The sequence below is a fragment of the Citrobacter sp. CRE-46 genome (genome assembly GCF_059615875.1).
The window spans coordinates 4,191,854-4,217,576 of sequence record NZ_CM184341.1; the positions used below are offsets into that span (position 1 = coordinate 4,191,854).

23 protein-coding genes and 1 pseudogene are annotated in these 25,723 nt (G+C 53.5%); 8 read left to right on the forward strand and 16 right to left on the reverse strand.

The features are described 5' to 3' along the window. Positions 1-3: 3 nt before the first annotated feature. The 7 genes from cdsA to rpsB all read right to left on the reverse strand — a co-directional run bounded on the left by cdsA (position 4) and on the right by rpsB (position 6,394). Positions 4-861 carry a phosphatidate cytidylyltransferase gene (gene cdsA, locus AC534G_RS20500; RefSeq protein ID WP_038637406.1) on the reverse strand — a complete coding sequence of 286 codons (858 nt, stop codon included), beginning with the start codon at positions 859-861 and terminating at the stop codon, positions 4-6. Between the two features lie 12 nt (positions 862-873). After that, the gene (gene ispU, locus AC534G_RS20505) at positions 874-1,632 is read right to left on the reverse strand and encodes a (2E,6E)-farnesyl-diphosphate-specific ditrans,polycis-undecaprenyl-diphosphate synthase (RefSeq protein WP_032940405.1); all 759 of its coding nucleotides are present in this window, start codon (positions 1,630-1,632) and stop codon (positions 874-876) included. 187 nt (positions 1,633-1,819) lie between these two features. Further along, on the reverse strand, positions 1,820-3,016 hold the full coding sequence (ispC, locus tag AC534G_RS20510; RefSeq protein WP_496594460.1) for a 1-deoxy-D-xylulose-5-phosphate reductoisomerase: 1,197 nt from the start codon (positions 3,014-3,016) through the stop codon (positions 1,820-1,822). Positions 3,017-3,114: 98 nt separating this feature from the next. Beyond that, positions 3,115-3,672 (reverse strand): ribosome recycling factor, encoded by a 558-nt coding sequence (gene frr / locus AC534G_RS20515; protein ID WP_006686783.1) that lies wholly within the window; start codon positions 3,670-3,672, stop codon positions 3,115-3,117. 139 nt (positions 3,673-3,811) lie between these two features. After that, positions 3,812-4,537 (reverse strand): UMP kinase, encoded by a 726-nt coding sequence (gene pyrH, locus AC534G_RS20520; protein WP_003018549.1) that lies wholly within the window; start codon positions 4,535-4,537, stop codon positions 3,812-3,814. Between the two features lie 145 nt (positions 4,538-4,682). Further along, positions 4,683-5,534 carry a translation elongation factor Ts gene (gene tsf / locus AC534G_RS20525; protein ID WP_003018551.1) on the reverse strand — a complete coding sequence of 284 codons (852 nt, stop codon included), beginning with the start codon at positions 5,532-5,534 and terminating at the stop codon, positions 4,683-4,685. A gap of 134 nt (positions 5,535-5,668) precedes the next feature. After that, positions 5,669-6,394 (reverse strand): 30S ribosomal protein S2, encoded by a 726-nt coding sequence (gene rpsB, locus AC534G_RS20530; RefSeq protein WP_003018553.1) that lies wholly within the window; start codon positions 6,392-6,394, stop codon positions 5,669-5,671. 451 nt (positions 6,395-6,845) lie between these two features. Between rpsB and map the strand changes: the two genes are divergently transcribed. From map to AC534G_RS20550, 4 genes are all read left to right on the forward strand, one after another. Then, entirely contained in the window at positions 6,846-7,640 is a 795-nt protein-coding gene (map, locus tag AC534G_RS20535; RefSeq protein ID WP_038637400.1) for a type I methionyl aminopeptidase, read from the forward strand. 113 nt (positions 7,641-7,753) lie between these two features. Next, positions 7,754-10,426, forward strand: coding sequence for a bifunctional uridylyltransferase/uridylyl-removing protein GlnD (glnD, locus tag AC534G_RS20540; RefSeq protein WP_085048277.1), 2,673 nt, complete (start codon positions 7,754-7,756; stop codon positions 10,424-10,426). A 31-nt stretch (positions 10,427-10,457) separates the two neighbouring features. After that, positions 10,458-11,282, forward strand: a complete 825-nt coding sequence (gene dapD, locus AC534G_RS20545; protein ID WP_006686779.1) for a 2,3,4,5-tetrahydropyridine-2,6-dicarboxylate N-succinyltransferase — start codon at positions 10,458-10,460, stop codon at positions 11,280-11,282. 109 nt (positions 11,283-11,391) lie between these two features. Further along, positions 11,392-11,778 (forward strand): DUF3461 family protein, encoded by a 387-nt coding sequence (locus AC534G_RS20550; protein WP_003018562.1) that lies wholly within the window; start codon positions 11,392-11,394, stop codon positions 11,776-11,778. An 83-nt stretch (positions 11,779-11,861) separates the two neighbouring features. Here AC534G_RS20550 and cdaR read toward each other — a convergent pair whose 3' ends face one another. The 3 genes from cdaR to dgt form a co-directional block, all read right to left on the reverse strand. Further along, positions 11,862-13,019, reverse strand: a complete 1,158-nt coding sequence (cdaR, locus tag AC534G_RS20555; RefSeq protein WP_038637395.1) for a DNA-binding transcriptional regulator CdaR — start codon at positions 13,017-13,019, stop codon at positions 11,862-11,864. Between the two features lie 148 nt (positions 13,020-13,167). Continuing rightward, positions 13,168-14,601 (reverse strand): serine endoprotease DegP, encoded by a 1,434-nt coding sequence (gene degP / locus AC534G_RS20560; protein WP_005132129.1) that lies wholly within the window; start codon positions 14,599-14,601, stop codon positions 13,168-13,170. A gap of 129 nt (positions 14,602-14,730) precedes the next feature. After that, positions 14,731-16,248, reverse strand: coding sequence for a dGTPase (gene dgt / locus AC534G_RS20565; protein ID WP_069324023.1), 1,518 nt, complete (start codon positions 16,246-16,248; stop codon positions 14,731-14,733). 83 nt (positions 16,249-16,331) lie between these two features. On the opposite strand from dgt, the gene mtnN reads away from it, so the two are divergent. From mtnN to AC534G_RS20580, 3 genes are read left to right on the forward strand one after another with little or no spacing between them, the layout of a single operon-like run. Continuing rightward, positions 16,332-17,030, forward strand: a complete 699-nt coding sequence (gene mtnN, locus AC534G_RS20570; RefSeq protein WP_038637386.1) for a 5'-methylthioadenosine/S-adenosylhomocysteine nucleosidase — start codon at positions 16,332-16,334, stop codon at positions 17,028-17,030. Next, entirely contained in the window at positions 17,023-17,823 is an 801-nt protein-coding gene (gene btuF / locus AC534G_RS20575) for a vitamin B12 ABC transporter substrate-binding protein BtuF (RefSeq protein WP_087857686.1), read from the forward strand. The genes mtnN and btuF overlap by 8 nt, the downstream gene beginning before the upstream one ends. A 37-nt stretch (positions 17,824-17,860) precedes the next feature. Next, complete coding sequence (locus AC534G_RS20580) at positions 17,861-18,484, forward strand: TRIC cation channel family protein (protein ID WP_038637378.1); 624 nt, start codon at positions 17,861-17,863, stop codon at positions 18,482-18,484. A gap of 119 nt (positions 18,485-18,603) precedes the next feature. Here AC534G_RS20580 and erpA read toward each other — a convergent pair whose 3' ends face one another. The 3 genes and pseudogenes from erpA to clcA form a co-directional block, all read right to left on the reverse strand. Beyond that, positions 18,604-18,948 (reverse strand): iron-sulfur cluster insertion protein ErpA, encoded by a 345-nt coding sequence (gene erpA / locus AC534G_RS20585; RefSeq protein WP_069324026.1) that lies wholly within the window; start codon positions 18,946-18,948, stop codon positions 18,604-18,606. Next, positions 18,941-19,006, reverse strand: a pseudogene (gene yadW / locus AC534G_RS20590) (small protein YadW). Before yadW ends, erpA begins: the two are co-directional and overlap by 8 nt. Positions 19,007-19,029: 23 nt before the next feature. Then, positions 19,030-20,451 carry a H(+)/Cl(-) exchange transporter ClcA gene (gene clcA, locus AC534G_RS20595; protein ID WP_038637374.1) on the reverse strand — a complete coding sequence of 474 codons (1,422 nt, stop codon included), beginning with the start codon at positions 20,449-20,451 and terminating at the stop codon, positions 19,030-19,032. 168 nt (positions 20,452-20,619) lie between these two features. Between clcA and hemL the strand changes: the two genes are divergently transcribed. Continuing rightward, complete coding sequence (hemL, locus tag AC534G_RS20600; protein WP_110498723.1) at positions 20,620-21,900, forward strand: glutamate-1-semialdehyde 2,1-aminomutase; 1,281 nt, start codon at positions 20,620-20,622, stop codon at positions 21,898-21,900. A 114-nt stretch (positions 21,901-22,014) separates the two neighbouring features. Here the strand turns inward: hemL and fhuB are convergent, their stop codons facing one another. Genes fhuB through fhuC form a run of 3 tightly spaced genes read right to left on the reverse strand, consistent with a single transcriptional unit; the run spans position 22,015 to position 25,681 of the window. Continuing rightward, the gene (gene fhuB / locus AC534G_RS20605) at positions 22,015-23,997 is read right to left on the reverse strand and encodes a Fe(3+)-hydroxamate ABC transporter permease FhuB (RefSeq protein ID WP_110498724.1); all 1,983 of its coding nucleotides are present in this window, start codon (positions 23,995-23,997) and stop codon (positions 22,015-22,017) included. After that, entirely contained in the window at positions 23,994-24,884 is an 891-nt protein-coding gene (fhuD, locus tag AC534G_RS20610; protein ID WP_496594461.1) for a Fe(3+)-hydroxamate ABC transporter substrate-binding protein FhuD, read from the reverse strand. The genes fhuB and fhuD overlap by 4 nt, the downstream gene beginning before the upstream one ends. Next, positions 24,884-25,681 (reverse strand): Fe3+-hydroxamate ABC transporter ATP-binding protein FhuC, encoded by a 798-nt coding sequence (gene fhuC / locus AC534G_RS20615; protein WP_110498726.1) that lies wholly within the window; start codon positions 25,679-25,681, stop codon positions 24,884-24,886. Before fhuC ends, fhuD begins: the two co-directional genes overlap by 1 nt. Between the last annotated feature and the right edge of the window lie 42 nt (positions 25,682-25,723).

Sequence of the window (25,723 nt, forward strand, 5' to 3'; positions counted from 1 at the left end):
CCGTTAGAGCGTCCTGAATACCAGTAACAACAGGCAGGCAAAGACCGGTACCGCAGCCGTCAGGCTATCAATACGATCCAGAATACCGCCGTGTCCTGGAATTAAGTGACCACTGTCCTTAATACCTGCTTCACGCTTAAACATACTCTCAGTCAGGTCACCCAGCACGGAGGCCAGGGCTGCAACGATGGAGCAAATGAGCAAGGTGACAGGCGCAACTTCAAGATTCGCCCACATGCCATAACCCCATGAGATTACGGCCGCAGTGGCGAGTCCGCCAATAAAACCCTGCCAGGTTTTACCAGGAGAAACCTTCGGTGCCAGTTTGTGTTTGCCAAACAGCTTACCAAACATATACGCGCCAGAGTCCGCTCCCCAGACGAGGATCATGACATACAGCAGCCATAACGCGCCACTATAATGATTTTCATCATAGTGCCATGCCCGTAGCGCCAGCATTCCCCAAAAGAAAGGAACAATGGTTAGCACGCCGAAAATTATGCGTAATGTTTTGGAATTACGCCAGACCGACGCAGAACCTGGGTAAAACAGTACCAGTAACAGCGCGACGATCCACCAACCCAGCGACGCCCATAGCGATACTTCAACCAGCGGCTGATGAATATTGCGATGGTATTCTGGCAGTAAAAATAGCATTAGCGCCAGCAATAGCCCGCACAAAACCGCCAGCCAGACTCGCTGTGTACGCGTGGTAAAACCGCTTAACTGTCCCCATTCCCAGGCGGCCAACATACAGACAACCAGCGTAACAATGGCGAACCCCACCGGCGGCAGCAAAAACAACGCCGCGATGACAACGGGTATTAAAACAAAAGCAGAAATCAGGCGATACTTCAGCAAAAGCGACCCCCATCAGGCTTTTTCATCACCGGGCTCGGTGCCGCCGAAACGACGCTCACGATTAGCAAAGGCATGCAGCGCACCTTCAAAGTCTTGTTCATCGAAATCGGGCCAGAGAACATCCGTAAAGTAAAGTTCGGCATAGGCAATTTGCCACAACAAAAAATTACTAATTCGATGTTCTCCCCCAGTCCTTATCACTAAATCCACAGGGGCCAGTTCATGCATACAAATTTGCTGCCCAAGCATCTCTTCATCGATTTGCTCTGGGCGCAGCAGACCTTCCTGCACCTGTTGTGCCAGTTGCCTGACTCCCTGGACAATATCCCACCGTCCACCGTAATTCGCTGCAATATTCAGCGTCAACCCGGTATTCTGGGCGGTAAGCGCTTCTGATTTGCGAATCCGTTCTTGCAAACGTGAGTTAAATCGACTGATATCCCCGATAATACGCAGACGTACGTTATGGCGGTGCAGGTTTTTCACTTCGCTATCAAGCGCCCACACAAACAGTTCCATTAACGCGCTCACTTCCTGCGCAGGTCGGTTCCAGTTCTCACTGCTAAAGGCATACAGCGTTAACGCATCAATACCGTTATTGGCAGCAAAAGAGACAGCCCGGCGGACGGATTTTGCTCCGGCCTTATGCCCAAAGGCGCGAATCTTCCCTTGCTTTTTCGCCCAGCGGCCATTGCCATCCATGATGATTGCAACATGGCGGCAACCATGTGCTGGCAAATTTTCGCTTAATGGTTTAGTTGCAGACAACATAACGCGTTTTTAGTCCCTGAAAGGATTTACGGTACTCAGGAATACTGAAGCCCATCCACAAAAAAGCCGTGTCAAACCACGGCTTACCCGACCGAAAAAAAGCAACTACCCGCGATCGAGTGGCGCAGACTATATCACTGAAGCCCAACGCTAACAAATAGCACGATCTTCCGTAGAGGGATTATCATCAGCTTGAGAGTCGCATCACTTCTTTTCTGGCGACTTCCCGCGCGATGGTATCAACCTTCAGCACGTCATCAACGCTCTGCGGCTCCTGCAAATCCATCTTATCCAGTACGGATAAATTAAGATCGGCAATATCGGTAAATCGAATCTGCTGCGCCAGAAATGCGGCAACGGTAATTTCATTCGCGGCGTTCAGTGCGGTCGTTGCCGCCTGCCCTTGCTCAAACGCGTCCATCGCCAGTTTCAGGCACGGATAGCGCTGATAATCAGGTGCGGAAAACGTCAACACACTGAGTTGGCAAAAGTCGACAGGCTTAACGCCAGACTTCACACGTTCCGGCCATGCCATCGTATGGGCAATAGGTGTACGCATGTCAGGTTCCCCCAACTGCGCCAGAACACTGCCATCCTGATAACGTACCATCGAATGAATAACCGACTGCGGATGAATCAGCACTTCCATCTGGCTTGCGCTGGCATTGAATAACCAACGCGCTTCAATGTATTCCAGACCTTTATTCATCATGGTGGCTGAATCGACAGAGATTTTTCGTCCCATCGACCAATTCGGATGACGACATGCCTGATCGGGGGTCATAGCAACCAGATCGCGCAATGGCGTTTCACGGAAAGGGCCACCAGACCCGGTAAGCAGTACGGACACGACGCCGTTTTGCTCAAGGTCAGCGTATCCCAGATTGAGTTGGATCGGTTGCGGTAAACTCTGAAAAATCGCGTTATGCTCGCTATCTACCGGCAAAAGCTGCGCTTTGTGGCGTTTCACGTCGTCCATAAACAGACGTCCGCAGGTGACCAGAGACTCTTTGTTCGCCAGCAAAATGCTTTTGCCCGCGCGGATTGCCGAAAGCGTCGGCAGCAGGCCCGCTGCGCCGACAATCGCCGCCATGACCTGATCAACATCATCCAGCGCGGCCATATCACAGGCGGCCTGCTGTCCGCTCATAACTTCAGTGCGGCTACCCTGCTCCAGCAGAGCCGATTTTAGCAATGCCGCGCTTTTTTCATCGTCCATTACCGCATAGCGAGGAGAAAATTCCAGGCATTGCTCCACCATACGGGCAACATTCTTTCCCGCAACCAACGCAGCAACACGAAATTTTTCCGGGTTATGGCGTACTACATCCAGCGTACTGCAACCAATGGAACCGGTTGATCCCAGGATGGTTAATTGCTTCATGAGACATCCAGAAAAATAGGGTATAGACAGAAAAAAGCAAAACGCCGCCATCCAGCCTTTGCAGGCCTTCTAAGCGGCGTTTTTAGCGTACAGATGAATCAGAACTGCATCAGTTCCGTTTCTTTCTCTGCCAGCGCCGCATCAACTTTCTTGATCGCTGCGTCAGTCAGTTTCTGTACTTCGTCCTGAGAACGGCGATCGTCGTCTTCGCTGATCTCTTTATCTTTCAACAGCGCTTTCACTTTGTCGTTTGCATCGCGGCGTACGTTACGTACGGCAACACGCGCGCCTTCAGCTTCGCCACGCACGATCTTGGTCAGATCTTTACGACGCTCTTCGGTCAGCGGCGGCAGCGGAACGCGGATGTCGGAACCCGCTGAACTTGGATTCAGACCAAGGTCGGAAGCCATAATTGCTTTTTCAACGGCTGGTCCCATGGAACGGTCAAACACGTTGATTTTCAGGGTACGGGAATCTTCAACCGTTACGCTTGCCAGCTGGCGCAGCGGAGTCGGCGTGCCGTAATATTCCACGACAATACCATCCAGCAGGCTAGGAGAAGCACGGCCCGTACGAATTTTGCTGATTTGATTTTTGAACGCTTCGACGCATTTGTCCATGCGTACTTCAGCATCTTTTCTGATATCGTTGATCACGTTACGAATCCTTGAAAGCTCGTTTCAGTCAGACCATACCCACCACGCAAGCTGTGACAAGTATAGTCTTGATTAATTTTGAGGGACGTATCCCGCGACATTAAAGCGGAATATTACCTGCATTTAGCCGCAACGGGAATTATTCCGTGATTAACGTGCCTTCTTTTTCACCCATAACAACACGGCGCAGCGCACCCGGTTTGTTCATGTTAAAGACACGAATCGGTAATTTGTGGTCACGAGCCAGCGTGAACGCCGCCAGATCCATCACTTTCAGCTCTTTATCCAGTACTTCAGTGTAGGTCAACTGTTCGTACATGGTCGCCGTAGGATCTTTAGCCGGGTCGGCAGTAAATACGCCGTCCACTTTGGTAGCTTTCAGTACCACATCCGCTTCAATTTCAATACCGCGCAGACAGGCTGCTGAATCAGTAGTGAAGAACGGATTGCCGGTACCTGCAGACAAAATAACAACGCGGTTGTTACGCAGCAGGCTGATAGCTTCCGCCCAGCTGTAGTTATCACACACGCCGTTCAGAGGAATGGCGGACATCAAGCGAGCGTTCACATAGGCGCGGTGAAGCGCATCGCGCATCGCCAGACCGTTCATTACGGTGGCTAACATGCCCATGTGGTCGCCCACAACGCGGTTCATCCCTGCTTTCGCCAGACCAGCACCACGGAACAGGTTACCGCCACCAATCACTACGCCAACCTGAATACCCAGCTCAACCAGCTCTTTGATTTCCTGAGCCATACGGTCAAGTATGCTTGCATCAATACCGAAGCCTTCTGAACCTTGCAGAGCTTCGCCACTTAACTTAAGCAGAATACGTTTGTAGACGGGTTTTGCATTGGTAGCCATGTTTCTTTCCTGAGACTGTCAACGAATGAGATGAGTTAATTCCGGCGACATTGTATGTCGCTTTTCAGCATGACCACTATAGCGGTTCGCTGAATTTACAAGCCAGACACAAAAAGAAGCCGCCCTCAGGCGGCTCCTTTAAAAATTAAGACTGCTTGGACATCGCAGCAACTTCTGCTGCAAAGTCAGTCTCAACTTTCTCGATGCCTTCACCCACTTCGAAGCGGATGAAACCAGTTACGTCAGCGTTGTGCTCTTTCAGCAGCTGACCAACAGATTTGCTCGGTTCCATAACGAAAGGCTGACCAGTCAGAGAAACTTCGCCGGTGAATTTCTTCATACGGCCTTCAACCATTTTCTCTGCGATTTCTTTCGGCTTGCCAGACTGCATGGCGATGTCCAGCTGAACCTGGTATTCTTTCTCTACCACTTCAGCAGAAACGTCTTCCGGCTTAACGAATTCTGGTTTGCTTGCAGCAACGTGCATTGCCAGCTGTTTAACCAGTTCTTCGTCAGCGCCAGTAGCAGCAACCAGAACACCGATACGCGCACCGTGCTGGTAGTTACCCAGAACTTCGCCTTCCAGGGAAGCCACGCGACGAATGTTGATGTTCTCACCGATTTTAGCAACCAGCGCAACACGTTCTTCTTCGAACTGTGCTTTCAGAACTTCAACGTCAGTGATTTTGCCAGCAACGGCAGCGTCCAGTACTTTGTCAGCAAATGCCTGGAAACCAGCATCTTTAGCAACGAAGTCAGTCTGGCAGTTAACTTCCAGAATGAAAGCGATGTTGCCGTCGATTTTGGTTTTGATTACGCCGTCAGCAGCAACGTTGCCTGCTTTTTTCGCCGCTTTGATTGCGCCGGACTTACGCATGTTTTCGATTGCCAGCTCGATGTCGCCATTAGCTTCAGTCAGTGCTTTTTTGCAATCCATCATGCCTGCGCCAGTACGCTCACGCAGCTCTTTTACCAGGGATGCGGTAATTTCAGCCATTCTAAAATCCTCGGAAGATTTGATCTGCCCGGCATGAAACCGCACAGATTTAAAAGTGAAAAAGGGGCCTAAAGGGCCCCTAACCAAACGTGATACTACCTGGTTTATAAGGGGGCTCGAACGAGCGTGCCTTATTATTCAGCTTCTACGAAGCTTTCTTCCGCCTGGGAAGCCAGATCCTGAGAACGGCCTTCACGAACGGTAGTAGCTACAGCGCCCAGGTACAGGGTCACAGCACGGATTGCGTCGTCGTTACCCGGGATAACGAAGTCAACACCGTCCGGATCAGAGTTGGTATCAACGATAGCAAATACCGGGATACCCAGGTTGTTTGCTTCTTTGATAGCAATGTGCTCGTGGTCAGCATCGATTACGAACAGAGCGTCCGGCAGACCGCCCATGTCTTTGATACCGCCCAGGCTGTTTTCCAGTTTCTCAAGCTCACGAGTACGCATCAGCGCTTCTTTCTTGGTCAGCTTTTCGAAAGTACCGTCCTGAGACTGAGTTTCCAGATCTTTCAGACGTTTGATGGACTGACGAACGGTTTTCCAGTTAGTCAGCATACCGCCCAGCCAGCGATGGTTCACGAAGAACTGGTCGCAGCTGTTAGCAGCTTCTTTCACCGCTTCGCTTGCAGCGCGTTTAGTACCAACGAAAAGGATTTTACCTTTACGAGCAGAGATCTTGTTCAGTTCAGCCAGAGCTTCGTTGAACATCGGTACAGTTTTCTCAAGGTTGATGATGTGAACTTTGTTACGCGCACCGAAGATGAACGGCTTCATTTTCGGGTTCCAGTAACGGGTCTGGTGACCAAAGTGAACACCAGCCTTGAGCATGTCGCGCATGGAAACAGTTGCCATGATAAAAACCTCTATATATAAAAGTTGGGGTTAAGCCTCCACGCATCCCATATTACCGACCCCAAAGGGCACCCCGGAATATGTGCCGATACGTGTGTGTTGTTACACAAAGTGAGATTTGTCGCTCCCGTCCATCGTGTGTAGTCTTCGAATGGATCGGAAGTCCGGCGCGCTTTATACCACAAATACGCCACCGACACCAATAATTGTTGGCACTCAGTGCTGAATTGAACGATGAATTTCGTGTTACAGGCAGGCGGCAAATTTTTGAATCCCCGGGAGCTTACGGCCAGTAAGTGACTGGGGTGAAAAAATGTAGCCAACGCACCTGTGGCACGAAAGGCGAAGTTCAGAATGATTCTCAATTTGGCAGGGTACACCCCTGACTGATACCATTGTCAGCACTTACACAATTATTGCCGAAAATAATCGGCACTGATGGACAGAATTCATGGCTATCTCAATCAAGACCCCTGAAGAAATCGAAAAAATGCGCGTCGCTGGCCGTCTGGCGGCGGAAGTACTGGAGATGATCGAACCGTTTATCAAACCGGGCGTCAGCACCGGCGAACTGGATCGCATCTGTAACGACTATATCGTTAATGAGCAGCAGGCCATTTCCGCGTGCCTGGGCTACCACGGTTACCCTAAATCCGTGTGTATCTCGATTAACGAAGTGGTGTGCCACGGGATCCCGGACGACGCGAAGCACCTGAAAGATGGTGATATCGTTAACATCGACGTGACCGTGATTAAAGACGAATTCCACGGCGATACCTCCAAAATGTTTATCGTCGGCAAACCCACCATTCTGGGCGAACGTCTGTGCCGTGTAACGCAGGAAAGCTTGTATCTGGCGCTGCGGATGGTTAAACCGGGCATTCGCCTGCGCACGTTGGGCGCTGCGATTCAGAAATACGCGGAAGGCGAAGGCTTCTCTGTAGTACGTGAATACTGCGGTCACGGTATCGGTCGCGGCTTCCACGAGGAGCCTCAGGTTCTGCACTACGATGCGGACGACGGCGGCGTGGTACTGCAGCCTGGCATGACTTTCACCGTAGAACCGATGCTGAATGCCGGTGATTACCGCATCCGCACCATGAAAGACGGCTGGACGGTGAAAACCAAAGACCGCAGCTTGTCTGCTCAGTACGAGCATACTATTGTGGTGACGGAAAACGGCTGTGAGATCCTGACGTTACGCAAGGATGACACCATCCCGGCGATCATCACTCACGACGAATAATGTTTTGCCTGATGGCGATGCATTCGCATCTTATCAGGCCTACAAATTGTACTACTTCGTAGGCCGGATAAGGCGTTCACGCCATCATCCGGCTTTTTAATGGGTGGCGCATAATGAATACTCTTCCTGAACAGCACGCAAATACAGCCCTCCCCACCCTGCCTGGCCAACCGCAAAACCCCGGAACCTGGCCACAGCACGATCTCAACTGCGCCGGCATTAAAGCGCATATCGACACGTTCCAGCGCTGGTTAGGCGAAGCGTTTGACAGCGGAATTTCCGCTGAACAGCTCATTGAGGCCCGTACCGAATTTATTGACCAGTTGCTACAGCGCCTGTGGATTGAAGCCGGTTTTGGCCAAATTGCCGACCTGGCGCTGGTTGCCGTTGGGGGTTACGGGCGCGGCGAACTGCACCCGCTTTCCGATATCGACCTGTTGATCCTCAGCCGTAAAAAGCTCCCTGACGCGCAGGCCGAAAAAGTCGGTGAGCTGTTAACGCTGTTGTGGGACGTGAGGCTGGAAGTGGGCCACAGCGTGCGCACGCTGGAAGAGTGTCTGCTGGAAGGTTTATCAGATTTAACCGTCGCCACCAATCTGATAGAAACACGCCTGCTGATTGGCGACGTGGCGCTGTTTCTTGAGCTACAAAAGCATATTTTTAGCGAAGGTTTCTGGCCGTCCGATAAGTTTTACGCCGCCAAAGTGGAAGAGCAAAATCAACGCCACCAGCGTTATCACGGCACCAGCTACAATCTGGAACCCGATATCAAAAGCAGCCCCGGCGGCCTGCGCGACATCCACACTCTACAATGGGTCGCCCGCCGCCATTTTGGCGCCACGTCGCTGGATGAAATGGTTGGTTTTGGTTTTTTGACGCTGGCGGAGCGTGCCGAGCTGAATGAATGCTTGCATATCCTGTGGCGCATACGCTTTGCTCTGCACCTGATCGTGAGTCGTTACGATAACCGCCTGCTGTTTGATCGTCAGCTCAGCGTAGCCCAACGGCTAAACTACGGCGGTGAGGGCAACGAGCCAATCGAGCGGATGATGAAAGACTATTTCCGCGTTACGCGACGGGTCAGCGAACTGAACCACATGCTGTTGCAGCTGTTCGACGAGGCGATCCTCGCTATGCCCGCCGACGAAAAGCCGCGTCCGATTGATGACGACTTTCAACTGCGTGGCTCCTTGATTGATCTGCGCAGCGATGACCTGTTTATCCGTAAACCCGAAGCGATATTGCGGATGTTTTACATCATGGTGCGTAACAGCGCAATCAGCGGGATTTACTCCACCACGCTGCGCCATCTGCGCCATGCCCGCCGTCATTTAACGCAGCCGTTATGCTACATCCCGGAAGCGCGCTCGCTGTTTCTCAGCATGTTACGCCATCCGGGCGCGGTGAGCCGCGGCCTGCTGCCGATGCATCGCCACAGCGTATTGTGGGCCTATATGCCGCAATGGTCGCATATCGTCGGCCAAATGCAGTTTGACCTGTTTCATGCCTATACGGTAGATGAACACACCATCCGCGTGATGCTCAAGCTGGAAAGTTTTGCCAACGAAGAGACCCGCCAGCGCCATCCGCTGTGTGTGGATCTGTGGCCGCGCCTGCGGCAGCCGGAGCTGATTCTGATTGCCGCTTTGTTCCATGATATCGCCAAAGGCCGCGGTGGCGATCATTCAGTTCTCGGTGCTCAGGACGTACTCAAATTCGCCGAGCTACACGGCCTGAACTCCCGCGAAACACAGCTGATCGTGTGGCTGGTGCGCCAGCATTTACTGATGTCAGTAACCGCTCAACGTCGCGATATTCAGGATCCCGAAGTGATTAAGCAATTCGCCGAAGAAGTGCAAACGGAACACCGCCTGCGCTTTTTGGTGTGCCTGACCGTCGCGGATATTTGCGCCACCAACGAAACGTTGTGGAATAGCTGGAAGCAAAGCCTGCTGCGCGAGCTGTACTTTGCCACGGAAAAACAGCTACGTCGTGGGATGCAAAACACGCCGGATATGCGCGAGCGCGTGCGTCACCATCAGCTTCAGGCGCTGGCGTTATTGCGGATGGATAACATTGATGAAGAAGCGCTGCACCATATCTGGTCACGCTGTCGGGCAAACTATTTCGTGCGCCACAGTCCAAATCAACTGGCCTGGCATGCGCGTCATCTCTTACAACATGACCTCAAAGAGCCGCTCATTCTGCTTAGCCCGCAGGCAACGCGTGGGGGAACGGAAATCTTTATCTGGAGTCCGGATCGCCCGTATCTGTTTGCCGCCGTTTGCGCCGAGCTGGACCGGCGTAATCTGAGCGTCCACGATGCGCAGATTTTCACCACCCGCGATGGAATGGCGATGGATACGTTCATTGTGCTGGAGCCGGACGGTAGCCCGCTGTCGTCAGACCGACACGAAGCGATCCGCTTCGGGCTGGAACAGGCGATCACTCAGCGTAGCTGGCAACCGCCGCAACCGCGTCGCCAGCCGGCAAAATTACGCCATTTTACCGTCGATACCGAAGTGACTTTTCTGCCGACCCATACCGATCGAAAATCATTCCTCGAGCTTATCGCTCTCGACCAGCCAGGACTGCTGGCGCGGGTCGGGCAGATTTTTGCCGATCTGGGAATTTCGCTGCATGGCGCCCGAATTACAACAATTGGCGAGCGAGTAGAAGATTTATTCATAATCGCCACCGCCGACCGGCGCGCCCTTAATAATGAGCTGCAGCAGGAAGTGCATCAACGGTTGACAGAGGCCCTCAATCCAAACGATAAAGGGTGATGTTTTTATTTATTATGGAAAGAGTTTAACAATGCAGCAGTTACAGAACGTTATTGAATCCGCTTTCGAGCGCCGTGCCGACATTACTCCGGCAAATGTGGATACCGTAACCCGCGAAGCGGTGAATCAGGTTATTTCTTTACTGGATTCCGGTGCTCTGCGCGTCGCAGAAAAGATTGAGGGTCAGTGGGTCACGCATCAGTGGCTGAAAAAAGCGGTCCTGCTCTCTTTTCGTATTAACGATAATCAGGTTATCGATGGTGCGGAAAGCCGTTACTTCGATAAAGTGCCGATGAAATTCGCCGACTATGACGAAGCGCGTTTTCAGAAAGAAGGTTTCCGCGTGGTGCCGCCTGCGGCAGTACGTCAGGGCGCGTTTATCGCCCGTAACACCGTGCTGATGCCGTCTTACGTGAACATCGGCGCTTATGTTGATGAAGGTACGATGGTTGATACCTGGGCGACAGTCGGGTCCTGTGCGCAAATCGGTAAAAACGTACACTTGTCCGGCGGCGTTGGCATTGGCGGCGTACTGGAGCCGTTACAGGCTAACCCGACCATCATTGAAGACAACTGCTTCATCGGCGCGCGTTCTGAAGTCGTAGAAGGCGTGATCGTCGAAGAAGGATCCGTTATCTCCATGGGCGTGTACATCGGCCAGAGCACCCGTATTTACGATCGCGAAACGGGCGAAGTACATTATGGCCGCGTTCCGGCGGGCTCCGTTGTCGTCTCCGGCAACCTGCCGTCGAAAGATGGCAAATACAGCCTGTACTGCGCGGTGATAGTGAAAAAGGTTGATGCCAAAACGCGTGGCAAAGTGGGAATCAACGAACTGTTACGCACCATCGACTAACAGCAATTTGAAAAAGCGGGCTTAGCCCGCTTTTTTTACATCTGCGAGTGGCGTAAACAAGGCTTTTCGTTAATTATTCAATGGTTATAGTGAGCTTAAGGGTACCGCTATGTATGACAATCTAAAAAGTCTGGGCATTACTAATCCTGAAGAGATCGATCGTTACAGCCTGCGGCAAGAAGCCAATAACGATATCCTGAAAATCTATTTCCAGAAGGATAAAGGCGAGTTTTTTGCCAAGAGCGTGAAGTTCAAATATCCCCGTCAGCGTAAAACGGTTGTCGCCGATGGCGTCGGCCAGGGTTATAAAGAAGTGCAGGAGATCAGCCCCAACCTGCGCTATGTGATCGATGAACTGGATCAGATCTGCCAGCGCGATCGCAGCGAAGTCGATCTTAAACGTAAGATCCTCGATGATTTACGTCATCTGGAAAGCGTCGTGACCAACAAGATCAGCGAAATTGAAGCCGATCTGGAAAAACTCACGCGTAAATAACCGCGAGTGGATGTATTCGTAGGCCGGGTAAGGCGAAGCCGCCACCCGGCATTTTGCCTGATAAGCGTAGCGCCATCAGGCAATCAATGCTGCTCATCTAACTGCAACGCCACATACAGCAGCAGCCTGTCGTCAAAATTCCCCAAATCCAGCCCGGTCAGTTCTGAAATACGATTCAGGCGATACTCCAGCGTATTGCGATGAATAAACAAGGCTTTTGAGGTCGCCAGCGGCTGAACGTTATGCCGAAACCATGCTGCTAATGTCCGACGCAGCAAGCCGTTGTTATCCATTGCTTTTAAACGTACCAACGGACGCGCCAGCTCATTGGCCTGCCAGCCGCCGCGCAGGCTGTCCAGCAGTACCGGCAGCATCAGATCCTGATAGAAATAGCTTCGGCTTTCCGGCATCCGCTGCTTACCGACCATCATGGTGGTACGCGCCGTACGATACGAACGGGCAATGCTGCCAGGTCCGGTAAAATAGTTGCCGAGCGAGACGCGAAAACGCAGCTGTCCGTTCTCTTTCATCCGGGCAATGAGCTGTTCAACGCGCTTGCGATGATCTTCTGCATCCCAGCGGCCAAACTGATTGAGTGCGGGTTTCAGCACCACCATCTCAGTCAGGGAAACAATCGCAATCAGATTATTACGCTCTGGCGTGGTCAACGCATTCTGTAATTGCTGTAGTTCAGCCATCGCGCTGTCAACGCCAAGCTGACCGCTGTCGACTTCAACTACCGCTACCACGCGCGGCTGGTTCAAATCGATGCCTAAACGCTGCGCCCATTCCATTAGCGCTGGGGTATTTTCTTCCGCCTGAATCAGGTTCATCACCAATTCTTCGCGCAGACGGCTGTCCTGGGCTAAAAGATGCATCAGACGCGACTGTTCCAGCATCATTTCGGCGGTCATACATACCAATTCGCCGTATTTGCGCAGATGTTCCGGTTCGCCGGTAAGACCGATAACGCCAACGATTTCGCCGTCAAGACGCAGCGGCAGATTGATCCCCTGTCGCACGCCGTGTAAATGCCGTGCAACCGCATCGTCAATATCGACCACCCGCCCCTGAGAAAGCACCAGCAGCGCGCCTTCGTGCAATTCACCAATTCGTTCGCGATCGCCGCTGCCGATTATCCGCCCACGGGCATCCATTACGTTGATATTGGTATCAATGATGCGCATGGTACGCGCCACGATATCCTGCGCCATTTTGGTATCGAGATGCCAGCCAGCCATAAACCCCTCCTGTGAGCAGAGCTCAAGCATAAGGAAGATAACAAGCGACGACATTGTGCAAATGCACAAAGCGGAAGAGAGAAGTATGGAGTTGTGGGAGGTATCACAAAAAGAAACCCCTTCCTGTGCAGGAAGGGGTTGAGGGAGATTACTGCATCAACAGATAGATGGAGCTGTCGCCACGCTGAATGTTCAGCGCCAGTACAGCGGGTTTGCTGTCGAGAATTTTGCGCAGTTCGGCGATATTTTTCACTGGTTGCTGGTTAGCACCGATAATCACATCCCCTTTCTTCAGGCCAATCTGTGCAGCCGGAGAATTCGGTTTCACGTCGCTTACCACGACCCCTTTGTCCTGGCCTTTGTTGCTCATATCGGCACCTTCAATGCCTTTGAAGATAGAGCTGGAATCAACCTGGGTCTGGCTGCTCTGCTGCAGTTCCAGATTCACAGTAACAGGCTTACCGTCGCGCAGCAGGCCAAGGTTAATTTTGCTGCCTACCGGCATAGTTCCCACCTGCGCACGCAGTGCGGCAAAGCTGCTGATAGGTTTACCGTTCAGGGAGGTAATCACATCCCCGGCTTTAATACCCGCTTTCGCTGCGGAAGAGTTCGGCATGACCTGGCTGACGAATGCGCCACGCTGGGCGTCAACTTTCATCGCTTTCGCCAGCTCAGAGCTCAGCTCGGTACCCATGATGCCCAGCTCGCCACGTTTAACCTGGCCGAACTCAACCATCTGCGAGGTCAGGTTTTTCACCATGTTGCTTGGGATTGCAAAACCGATCCCGATATTACCGCCGTCCGGCGCGAGGATCGCGGTGTTAATCCCGATCAGCTCACCGTTCAGGTTGACCAGTGCGCCACCGGAGTTGCCCCGGTTGATCGCAGCATCCGTCTGGATAAAGTTCTCGTAGTTTTCCGCATTCAGGCCGCTACGACCCAGCGCAGAAACGATACCGGAGGTCACGGTCTCACCGAGGCCAAACGGGTTGCCAATTGCCACGGTGTAATCACCCACGCGCAGCGCGTCGGAATCCGCCAGCTTAATTGCCGTCAGGTTTTTCGGATCCTGGATCTGGATCAACGCGATATCGGAGCGCGGATCTTTACCCACGATCTTCGCGTCAAACTTACGACCATCGCTCAGTTGAACCTTAATTACCGTGGCGTTATCCACCACGTGGTTGTTGGTCACAACATACCCTTTCGCAGCATCAATAATTACGCCGGAGCCCAGCGCCATAAATTTTTGCTGCTGGCCGCCGCCGTTGTCAGCGCCCGGTGCGCCGCCCTGGCAGAACGGTGAACTCTGGAACGGAGAACCGTCCTGGCAGAACGGGGAATTATCACCGAAGAACTGCTGGAAATTACGCGGCATGCGCGGCGTATTCACCGTCGTGCTCCCCTCGACGTTAATACTCACCACCGATGGCATCACTTTTTCAAGCATCGGGGCCAGGCTTGGCATCTGTTGGGCGGTCGTTGCTGAAGACGCCGTTTCAGCCGCTGTTGCAGACAAGGGGGACAACGCCAAACCTAAACTCAGAGCCAGTGCACTCATTGCTAATGTGGTTTTTTTCATGTGTTTCGTTCTCGATTAACAGGTAACGCAAAATTGCTGTATACGTCAGAGTCGTTTTATAGCGCTAAGTTCCAGATTTAAGTTTAAGGAAAAAGTAAAATTTTATTGTCGATCTTTACAAATGATTATTTATTGTTCTACTGCCATCAACCGACGATATTCATCCCAAGCATATAAATCTGTCATCCCGCTGATATAATCCTGAATCAAACGGCAGCGATAATAATATTCCAGAACAGGAAACTCAGCGCAACTAGCCGATATTTTACTGACCGCCTCAACATAAGCAAGGCGATGGCGAGTAGACAACTTCTGAAATAACCGGGACTCGATAGGAAAACGTTTTACTCTTTCATTTTCGACCAGTTCCGTAAAATCTGACTGAGTCATTTTTAATAACGGTTGATAGATTTCCAGCAGCCCGCTTATCACTCGATAGCCCTGTAACTCCAGTTGCTCTACGTCTGGGTGGCTAAAGACATGTTTTATCGCCACATTTTTATAGACGCCCAGCAACTGGCTGAAGCTACTGGCATCTTCTAACAGCGCGTGATTAAAACATCCCTCGAAAATCTGCGGCAAGTTATCGATAAATCGCTGGGCAGCGTACGGCACCAGTTTATTCAATGTATTAACGCGTAAATACATAAAGAACTGATCTTCGGTACTCCGGCTTAATGTATTTGAACGTGATTTCTCCCAGGCGTTCTCTACCACCAGACTGAACAGGGAACCTTTTTCGTGGTGTCCCCACGCCGCATACAGATGCTGATAAAGTTGTTCGACGCTAAAGATTCTTTTCTCAACGGCATCTTCCAGATCGGCCACGCAATAAGAGATATCATCAGCAGCTTCCATAATCCAGGTTAATGGAAAGCGACTGTAAGGCGCTAATGATAATTCTTTACGTAATCTCTCAATATACGATTCTTCGGAAAGATAATAGCCCGGTTTCTTCATTAAATAGTTGTGTGTTGCGGGCGCATTGCCGCGCCACCACGCCGGGCGGGTATATTTCAAAATACCGCCAACCTGCGCCCAGGTAAGATTCATACGCATCAGGGTATGTACCAGACGAATCCCTTGCGCATTACCCTCAAAATGGCACAGGTCCTGTCGCACTTTACGGCGAATATCATTCAGCGACTCTTCGCCCTCGCGCAAACGTAATGCCGCCACCAGGCAACGGTCATCGCTGAGTGGCTGACTTTCCGCATCTGCGGGGTACAGTCGCTGGCGGAACCAGTCATTAATCGCCGCTTCACCAAAGTGACCAAACGGCGGATTGCCAATGTCATGCATCAGGCAGGACATTTCAACAATACTCTCAAACGGTCCCGTCAGTTCATCCAGACCATACTGCTCCAGCAACTTTTGCTCTTTGAGTCGGCTGAGGATCTCTTTCGCGATATAGCGACCAACCTGCTGAACTTCCATTGAGTGCGTCAAACGCGTGCGTACCGCCGCATTACGTTCCAACGGAAAGACCTGGGTCTTTTGTTGCAGTCGGCGAATTGCCGGAGAATTGATAATGCGTCCACGATCGCTTTCGAAAATACGCAGGATCTCGTGCTCAGTCTTCACGCCCTGCGGCGAACGGTAACGACGATGCCAGTTTATTTTTTTTCGGAAATCGATCTGTGCCATGTCCTCTCCCGCCTGAGAAATGCGCTACCCCGTAAGCGCATGATAGACTATGCCCTCAAATCTGGCTTATCGCGAGTAAATCTATGAAAATCGGCATCATTGGTGCAATGGAAGAAGAAGTTACGCTACTGCGTGACAAAATCGAAAACCGTCAGACCATCGCTCTCGGCGGTTGTGAAATTTACACCGGCCAACTGAATGGTACTGAGGTTGCGCTACTGAAATCAGGCATCGGTAAAGTCGCTGCGGCACTGGGCGCTACGTTGCTGCTTGAACGCTGCAAGCCGGACGCCATCATTAATACCGGTTCAGCGGGCGGCCTGGCCTCTACGCTGAAAGTCGGCGATATCGTGGTTTCTGATGAAGCGCGCTATCACGATGCCGACGTCACGGCATTTGGCTATGAATTTGGTCAGCTACCGGGTTGCCCGGCGGGTTTCAAAGCCGATCCTGCGCTGATTGCTGCAGCAGAAGCCTGCATTGCTGAACTGAATCTGAATGCCGTCCGTGGGCTTATCGTCAGCGGAGATGCCTTCATTAATGGCTCTGTCGGCCTGGCTAAAATTAAGCATAACTTCCCGCAGGCGATTGCCGTTGAGATGGAAGCAACCGCGATTGCGCATGTTTGCCACAATTTTAACGTGCCGTTCGTCGTGGTTCGCGCCATCTCCGACGTCGCCGATCAGCAGTCCCATCTCAGCTTTGACGAGTTCCTGGTGGTCGCCGCGAAGCAGTCAAGCCTGATGGTTGAAACGCTGGTACAGAAACTGGCGCATGGCTAAATTACTCTCCAGGGCGCTGGTCGCCCTGCTTTTCACTCTTCCGGCGTTCCTTTACGCCGCACCGCGTGTTGTTACGCTTTCTCCTGCCAATACTGAACTCGCCTTTGCCGCAGGCATTACGCCCGTTGGCGTCAGCAGCTACTCCAATTACCCGCCCGAGGCCCAAAAAATTGAAGAGGTCTCAACCTGGCAAGGCATGAATCTGGAACGCATTGTGGCGCTGAAACCGGATTTGGTCGTCGCCTGGCGCGGAGGAAATGCTGAGCGGCAGGTTAATCAGCTAACCGCGCTGGGCATTAAAGTCATTTGGGTGGATGCCGTTACCATTGAGCAGGTCGCCGATGCGCTACGCCAATTGGCGCCATGGAGCCCCAGGCCAGAGCAGGCCAAACAGGCGGCAAAAACATTGCTTGATGAATACGCTTTACTAAAATCTCAGTATGCCAACAAACCGAAAAAACGCGTGTTTCTGCAGTTTGGGGCGAATCCTCTGTTTACCAGTGGAAAAGGCTCCATTCAGCATGAGGTTCTTGAGGTATGCGGCGGAGAAAACATTTTTGCCGGCAGTCGGGTTCCATGGCCGCAGGTTAGCCGTGAACAGGTCCTGGCAAGAGCGCCGCAGGCTATCGTTGCCACCGGTGGTTCCGGCGAAACGCTGAAAATTGAGCAATATTGGGGAAATCAGCTTAAAATCCCGGTTATTACCCTTAATAGTGATTGGTTCGAACGTGCGAGCCCGCGTATTATCCTCGCCGCAAAACAACTCTGTAATGCGCTTTCACAGGTAAATTAGCGCCTGCCCCCACCAGGTTTGTTGTGAGGATTTAAACATGCTCGTCTATTGGCTGGATATTGTCGGTACCGCGGTATTTGCTATCTCTGGCGTATTGCTTGCCGGAAAACTGCGTATGGATCCCTTCGGCGTTCTGGTCTTAGGCGTGGTAACAGCCGTCGGTGGCGGGACGATCCGCGATATGGCGCTGGATAACGGACCGGTTTTTTGGGTTAAGGATCCTACCGATCTGGTGGTGGCGATGATCACCAGCATGCTGACGATCCTGCTGGTGCGTCAGCCCCGACGGTTGCCGAAGTGGATCCTGCCGGTGCTGGATGCCGTTGGCCTGGCGGTATTCGTGGGCATTGGCGTCAACAAAGCTTTTATTGCCGGAACAGGGCCTCTGGTGGCGATTTGTATGGGCGTGATTACCGGCGTTGGCGGTGGGATCATTCGTGACGTATTAGCCCGTGAAGTGCCGATGATTTTGCGCACCGAAATCTACGCTACAGCCTGTATTATCGGCGGGATCGTACATGCGACCGCGTTTTATACCTTTGATGTTTCACTGGAAAACGCCAGTATGATGGGGATGATTGTCACCCTGCTGATTCGGCTGGCCGCCATTCGCTGGCATTTGAAATTGCCGACGTTTGCGCTGGATGATAACGGGCGTTGATATGACGATACAGAACATGTAGGCCGGATAAGGCGTTTACGCCGCCATCCGGCACATTGCCCGGTGGCGCTGCGCTTACCGGGCCTACAACATCAGACCATCAGTATTACAGACAGCAATCAGATGCTGAAAGAAGAACCACACCCGCAGGTGCTTTTTGCATTCGGGTTAGTCACAACGAAGCGGGAACCTTCCAGACCTTCGGTATAGTCAACCGAACCACCCACCAGATATTGCAGGCTCATCGGATCAACCACCAGACCAACACCTTGTTTCTCAATGGTCATATCACCATCGTTCACCTGATCATCAAAGGTGAAACCATACTGGAAACCGCTGCAACCACCGCCGGTGATATACACGCGTAATTTCAGATTCGGGTTATCTTCATCAGCGATCAGGCTTTTTACTTTCTTGGCTGCTGCTTCAGTAAATTGCAGTGGCAGCGCTACGTCATCACTCATATTTTGCTCCAAACGACATTGGCAATTGGGCAAATTATAACCCAATGGTTAAAGCCATTATCTAATACCCTGGTATTTCGTTCAAGTATTCTCGCCAGCGGTAGTCCCCTGACTTTTTGCCGCCTGCTCCGCTTCCTGTTTTGCCAGCGTGCGGGCAAGGATAGTCGAGTATAGCGGCTTTCCGCCCATAAATTGGGCTAATAGTGTTGCGCCAAGACAGGTAATAATCATTGGCAAAATGAGCTGATAGTTATCGGTCATCTCCAGCACCAGCACAATACCGGTGAGCGGCGCCCTTACCGAAGCCGCCAACAAAGCCCCCATTCCGGCAATGGCAAAAGTTCCGGCCTCCAGATGATACTGCGGAAAAGAGGCCGCTGCGGCCATACCGAACGCGGTACCAAGCAGCGTACCCAACGCCAGCATCGGGGCAAAAATCCCGCCAGGCGCGCCGGACGAGAAGCACAGCAGCGTGGTAATCACCCGGGCAATAAAGATAAACAGCAGCAGACCGACGCTAAAATTGCCCGCCGCAGCAATCGGGATCAGGTTAAACCCACCACCCGCTGCTTCAGGTTTAATTAATCCGAGGATCCCGCACAAGCCGCCAATCGCGCCGCCCATGAGCACCCATTTTTTAATCTCGCCACCGTGGAAACGCTGGAACATATCCTGGGTACGCAACACCATGGTATTAAACAACGGTCCGACGCAGCCAAAAACAATCCCCAGCACCAGATACAGCCACAGCGTATTCACTGGCGCATTGGAGAGCTTGCCAACTTCAATAATCGGAGCTTCACCATTGAAAACGCGAAACACAATGCTCGACATGATGACGCCGGTAAACACGGCTTTGATCGACACGAGGTTATAGCGAAACTGCGGACGCATCTCTTCAATAATGAACAGGATCCCCGCCAGAGGGGCATTGAACGCCGCCGACAGGCCCGCAGCGGCACCGGTAGCCAGCAGAGTATGCCGCGCTTCGGCGCTGCGCATACGAAAAATATCCAGCACCATACGCCCAATGTTGCCGCCAATCTGCACGGTCGGCCCTTCTCGCCCGAGCACCATCCCAGCGCCCAGCGTACCCATACCGCCGATAAATTTCACCGGCAGAACGCGCCACCAGCGCACAGGTCGCAATTCCTCCAAAGCGCCTTCAATCTCTGGGATCCCCGAACCGCCCGCTTCCGGCGCAAATTTACGCACCAGAAAATAGCCGACCATCGCCAGCAATGCGGAGAGGATAAACGCCAGCGGCCACAGCAAAATGGCATGGTCCGCAACCTGAGCCAGCGCGCCGATGCGCTGATTCTGCACCCAGGTCACCGCTTTCTCAAACGCCACGCCCACAAGTCCCGTCACGGTCCCCACTACCGCGGCCATCAAGAGGATCGCCAACGGCGTTTTGTCTCGTTCCAGGAGTCGACGGATTTGATCCCTGCGGCGTAAACGCACAATTTGTTGTGCTTCAAAAGAGGGAGTGTCAGTCTTCATCAGATGATCATTAATTGGTAATACAAATACGGAATCGGCATTCTACTCGCACATTTCACGAAAATCCCCTGCAAATCGCATTGTTTCAATTGCGTAAAACTTTCATAACCTTCTCTGAATAACTAGAATAGCGGGCATTTACTTTTTCTACGAACCAGGACCCCATCCATGAGTAAGTCTGAAAATCTCTACAGCGCAGCACGCGAACTTATCCCTGGCGGCGTTAACTCCCCCGTTCGCGCCTTTACTGGCGTGGGTGGTACTCCGCTGTTTATCGAAAAAGCGGACGGCGCGTATCTGTATGATGTCGATGGTAAAGCCTATGTCGACTACGTCGGTTCCTGGGGACCGATGGTGCTGGGCCATAACCATCCGGCAATCCGTAACGCGGTGATTGAAGCGGCAGAGCGCGGTTTAAGCTTCGGCGCGCCAACCGAGATGGAAGTGAAAATGGCGGAGCTGGTCACTGAACTCGTACCGACCATGGACATGGTGCGCATGGTGAACTCCGGTACGGAAGCGACGATGAGCGCCATCCGTCTGGCGCGCGGTTTCACCGGTCGCGATAAGATCATCAAATTTGAAGGCTGCTACCACGGCCATGCTGACTGCCTGCTGGTCAAAGCCGGTTCCGGCGCGTTAACGCTGGGCCAGCCGAACTCCCCTGGCGTACCCGCTGATTTCGCGAAACACACCCTGACCTGCACCTACAACGATCTCGCTTCAGTACGTGCAGCGTTTGAACAGTACCCGCAGGAGATCGCCTGTATCATCGTTGAGCCGGTCGCCGGCAACATGAACTGCATTCCGCCACTGCCGGAATTCCTGCCAGGCCTGCGTGCGCTGTGCGATGAGTTTGGCGCGCTGTTGATCATCGATGAAGTGATGACCGGTTTCCGCGTGGCGCTGGCCGGTGCGCAGGATTATTACGGCGTCGTTCCGGACCTGACCTGCCTGGGTAAAATCATCGGCGGCGGGATGCCCGTTGGCGCATTCGGTGGCCGTCGTGATGTGATGGACGCGCTGGCGCCGACCGGTCCGGTTTACCAGGCGGGTACGCTGTCCGGTAACCCGATTGCAATGGCGGCGGGTTTTGCTTGTCTGAACGAAGTGGCCCAACCGGGTATTCATGAAACGCTGAATGAACTGACAACGCGTCTGGCGGAAGGTTTGCTGGAAGCCGCCGAAGAAGCGAACATTCCTCTGGTGGTTAACCATGTGGGCGGGATGTTCGGGATTTTCTTCACCGATGCAGAAACCGTGACCTGCTATCAGGATGTGATGGCATGCGACGTTGAACGCTTTAAGCGGTTCTTCCACATGATGCTGGATGAAGGGATTTACCTGGCGCCGTCTGCCTTCGAAGCGGGCTTTATGTCTGTGGCGCACAGCGAAGAAGATATCAATAACACCATCGACGCCGCGCGTCGGGTGTTTGCGAAACTGTAAAAGAGAACGTAAAGAAACAAAGTAGGCCGGGTAAGGCGAAGCCGCCACCCGGCTTTTTTATTGCCGGATGGCGACGCAAAGCGTCTTATCCGGCCTACATGAAAAGAATCAGCCTCAGCGGCTCTGCTTTCTCAGCAGATAGATAAAGTACGGCGCGCCGATAAACGTCGACAGTAATCCCGCCGGGATCTGATACGGAAACAGCACCATTCTGCCGCACCAGTCGGCAAAGACCAACAGCACGCCTCCCGCCAGCGCCGAAATCAGCATATGGGGCATAGCCCGGCGAAAACCCATCATGCGAGCAATATGCGGCGCCATCAGCCCGACAAAGCTCAGCGGCCCAATCGTCATGGTTGCTGTCGCCGTTAATCCCGCCGCCAACAGCAGTAACCCCACGCGTGACGGCGTCAACGCCAGACCGACCGCCCGCGCCGTATCGCCGCCAAGAGGTAAAATCGTCAACCAACGGCGACACAGCGGCGTCAACGCCAGCAAGAAAACCATCACTATCCCGGTATGCAATACCTGCTCGCCAGTCGCGTTATAGGTTGAACCGGAGATCCAGGTCAACACGCCCGCCATGCGCGGATCGCCGCTGGCCTGCAGCATCATTAGTAGCATTGTAAATGCCGTACTGAGCGCCATCCCTGCCAGCAGCATGCGGTGCGGCGAAAAACCGCCGCGCCCGGCGGCAACCATGATGATAAGCAGAGTGACCGCCGCTCCGAGGCTCCCGGCGGGGAGCAGCCAGCCAAAGGCATTGCCGGGCACCAGAAACAGCATTAACACCACGCCAAATGCCGCGCCGGAACTAATACCGAGGACTTCCGGGCTGGCCATTGGATTTCCAGTCAGACGCTGAATAATGCAACCCGCCACCGCCAGCATCACCCCGGCAATCAGCGCCGCCAGAATACGCGGCCAGCGCCAGGGCATCAGTCCATCCAGCATCGATCCGCTGGCCCATGTCCAGCCGTGCGCATCACGTCCGAACGACAGTGCCACCACGACCGTCAGCAGTAAAATTGCGCCGCCCGCCAGCGCAAACATCAGGACATTTTGACGCTCAGCGGCGATGCGGTTGCTGGCATTCATATCCGGTGCGCTCATGCTCTTAAGACGCGGCAGCAGCCACAGCAGCAGCGGCGCGCCAACCAGCGCCGTCACCGAACCGGTGGAGACTTCCATCCAGACGCGGGTTAGCCACAGAATGATTTGATCGGAGAGCCAGAGGATCAGCGCGCCGATCAGCGGGGCCAACATCAGACGCGCCAGTAAGCGCCGGGCACCGAGCATTTTTGCCAGCAGCGGGGCAAACAGGCCAATAAAACCGATAATTCCGACAGCGTTAACCAGCAAGGCGCTGATGACAATCGCCAGGGTCAGTGCCGCCAGACGCGCCAGCGATAGCGCCAGCCCAAGGTTGCGCGCCACGCCGTCATCCAGCCCCATCAGCGTCATTGGGCGTAATAACAGCAGCGTCAACATCACGCCGCCCAGCAGTTGCGGCCACAAACGCTGAACGCCGCTCCAGTCGGTTTGCGTCAGCGAGCCACTGCTCCACAAAAACATGCTTTGCAGCTGATCGTGATGGAAAAGTACCAGTAACTGGTTAATCGCCCCGCAGTACAGGCTGACCACCAGACCGGCAAGGATTAGCGTCACGGGGGAAAGACGTTTGCCCCAGGCAACGCCAAACACCAGCGCGCCAACGATACAGGCCCCTGCCAGCGCCGCAAATTGCGCGGTCAGCGCCCCCGGAATCGCCCACAGCGTCGTGACCGTAATACCTAACTGCGCCCCGGTTGCGACACCTAACGTGGTTGGCTCCGCCAGTGGGTTACGCAGCACCTGCTGGAACAACACGCCGACCAACCCCAGCCCGGCGCCAACTAATAGCGAAATCGCTAGCCTCGGCAGCAGGCTGTAGTGGAAAACCATCTGCTCAATGGCATCGATATCCGGTGACCAGATGGCCTGTTGCCACTGGCTGCGCGGTAGCGCCACAGAGAAGTTAACCCAGGTGAGCCAGCAGGCAGCGACAAACAGAACCGCCAGAAGAAGCGTTGGGAACAGCGCAATTCGTTTACTCACACTTTGCCTCCCAGTGCATTATCCAGGATGCGGGCAAAATGCATCGCGGACAGCGTTGCACCATAAAACCAGACGGCGGGCACGCGCTTAAAACGTCCGTCACGGACAAACGGCATCGCCTGCCATAACGGCGTAGACATCAGCGCATCCATTTCTCTGTTGTTGCCGTGATCAAAGCACAGCACATCAACATCCTTATAGGCTGCAAGCCGGTCAATACTCACGGCAGTGCTGCCCCAGAAGTTGGTTTCTCCCTGCCAGGCGTTGGGGATCCCATATTCATCCAGCACCTCCTGGAACAGGCTGTTCGGGCCAAACACCAGCATATGCCGCGAATCAAGCAGGGACGTCAGGAGCACGGGGCGCGCGCCTCGTTGGATAAATCGCGGTTTCAGGCTGGCGATAAAACGATCGTATTCAGTCAGATGGCGTTCAGCAGAAGCTGGCAGATTCAGCAACTGCGCCATTTCCTGCAGCGACTGACGCGCAACCGCCAGCGGCTTTTTGCCATCACTGAAGTTAAATCCCCGACCAGGCGCAATCCGCGCCAGTTTTTCCGGGGCGGGGCCATAACCAGCCGACCATACCAAAAACGAGGGTTTCATTTCGGTCAGTAGTTCGAGATTGGGTTCCGTACGTAGACCGACGTCAATCACCGACTCCGGCAGCGGAGGCTCATTAACCCACAGCTTGTAGTTAGGGATATCGGCAATGCCGTACGGCGTAATACCCAACGCCAGCAATAGCTCTACCGGCAGCCATTCCAGCGCCACAATACGCCGCGGCTCAATCGCCGCCGCGTTAGCCGTATTCATCCGCCACAGCAGCGGCGACAGCGCCATCGCCGTCAGCAGCCGCCGACGGGTAATATGAGGTAATCCGATCATTAATAGACAAAACTCACGGGTGCGGCACCGGCCGGATGCGGCAAAATGCCCATCGGGATACCGTAAATCTGTTCCAGCGTTTCGCTGCGCATCAGTTCCGCAGGCGTTCCCTGAGCAATCATTTCGCCGCCGCGCAGCGCAACTAAATAATCGCAGTAGCGGGCCGCCATATTGATATCGTGCAGTACGGCAACCACCGTCAAGCCGCGCTCCTGACTTAAGCGATGCACCAGCGCCAGTACGTCGACCTGATGAGCGATATCCAGCGCAGAGGTCGGTTCGTCAAGCAGCAGGCAGCGGCTGTCCTGCGCCACAAGCATGGCGATCCACGCACGCTGACGCTCGCCGCCGGACAGGCTATCGACCAGACGATGCGCCAGGGGTTTTAAGCCCACCAACGAAATGGCTTCTTCTACTTTCTCTCTGTCGGCCACGCCAAAACGTCCCAGCGCGCCGTGCCACGGATAGCGGCCAATCGCTACCAGTTCGCGAACGGTCATCCCTTCTGCCTGCGGCAACTGCTGCGGCAAATAGGCGACCTTGCGGGCAAACGCTTTACTGCTCCAGCTCTCCAGTGGCTGGTCGTCGAGCAGGATCTCGCCTTCTGACGGCGGCTGATGACGTCCCAGCATTTTCAATAACGTCGATTTTCCGGAACCGTTGTGGCCGATAAGACCAGTCACTTTTCCTACGGGAAACGTTAACGAGAGAGGATGCAAAAGCGTGCGCCCAGGCACACGAAAGGAGACATTACGCAACGCAAAAGTGGTATCGGGATGGGATCTGTTTTCCTGCATAGCAGCCAACTTGTAAAACGGGCACGCAAAGCGTGCCCAAAG

Bases quoted from the DNA above. Each gene is read 5' to 3' on its own strand.
- pyrH (WP_003018549.1), bottom strand. From the start codon at position 4,537: ATGGCTACCAATGCAAAACCCGTCTACAAACGTATTCTGCTTAAGTTA.
- hemL (WP_110498723.1), top strand. From the start codon at position 20,620: ATGAGTAAGTCTGAAAATCTCTACAGCGCAGCACGCGAACTTATCCCT.
- AC534G_RS20550 (WP_003018562.1), top strand. From the start codon at position 11,392: ATGTATGACAATCTAAAAAGTCTGGGCATTACTAATCCTGAAGAGATC.
- clcA (WP_038637374.1), bottom strand. From the start codon at position 20,451: ATGAAGACTGACACTCCCTCTTTTGAAGCACAACAAATTGTGCGTTTA.
- rpsB (WP_003018553.1), bottom strand. From the start codon at position 6,394: ATGGCAACTGTTTCCATGCGCGACATGCTCAAGGCTGGTGTTCACTTT.
- cdaR (WP_038637395.1), bottom strand. From the start codon at position 13,019: ATGGCTGGCTGGCATCTCGATACCAAAATGGCGCAGGATATCGTGGCG.
- ispC (WP_496594460.1), bottom strand. From the start codon at position 3,016: ATGAAGCAATTAACCATCCTGGGATCAACCGGTTCCATTGGTTGCAGT.
- mtnN (WP_038637386.1), top strand. From the start codon at position 16,332: ATGAAAATCGGCATCATTGGTGCAATGGAAGAAGAAGTTACGCTACTG.
- fhuC (WP_110498726.1), bottom strand. From the start codon at position 25,681: ATGCAGGAAAACAGATCCCATCCCGATACCACTTTTGCGTTGCGTAAT.
- fhuD (WP_496594461.1), bottom strand. From the start codon at position 24,884: ATGATCGGATTACCTCATATTACCCGTCGGCGGCTGCTGACGGCGATG.
- glnD (WP_085048277.1), top strand. From the start codon at position 7,754: ATGAATACTCTTCCTGAACAGCACGCAAATACAGCCCTCCCCACCCTG.
- map (WP_038637400.1), top strand. From the start codon at position 6,846: ATGGCTATCTCAATCAAGACCCCTGAAGAAATCGAAAAAATGCGCGTC.
- erpA (WP_069324026.1), bottom strand. From the start codon at position 18,948: ATGAGTGATGACGTAGCGCTGCCACTGCAATTTACTGAAGCAGCAGCC.
- btuF (WP_087857686.1), top strand. From the start codon at position 17,023: ATGGCTAAATTACTCTCCAGGGCGCTGGTCGCCCTGCTTTTCACTCTT.
- tsf (WP_003018551.1), bottom strand. From the start codon at position 5,534: ATGGCTGAAATTACCGCATCCCTGGTAAAAGAGCTGCGTGAGCGTACT.
- degP (WP_005132129.1), bottom strand. From the start codon at position 14,601: ATGAAAAAAACCACATTAGCAATGAGTGCACTGGCTCTGAGTTTAGGT.
- dapD (WP_006686779.1), top strand. From the start codon at position 10,458: ATGCAGCAGTTACAGAACGTTATTGAATCCGCTTTCGAGCGCCGTGCC.
- dgt (WP_069324023.1), bottom strand. From the start codon at position 16,248: ATGGCACAGATCGATTTCCGAAAAAAAATAAACTGGCATCGTCGTTAC.
- AC534G_RS20580 (WP_038637378.1), top strand. From the start codon at position 17,861: ATGCTCGTCTATTGGCTGGATATTGTCGGTACCGCGGTATTTGCTATC.
- ispU (WP_032940405.1), bottom strand. From the start codon at position 1,632: ATGTTGTCTGCAACTAAACCATTAAGCGAAAATTTGCCAGCACATGGT.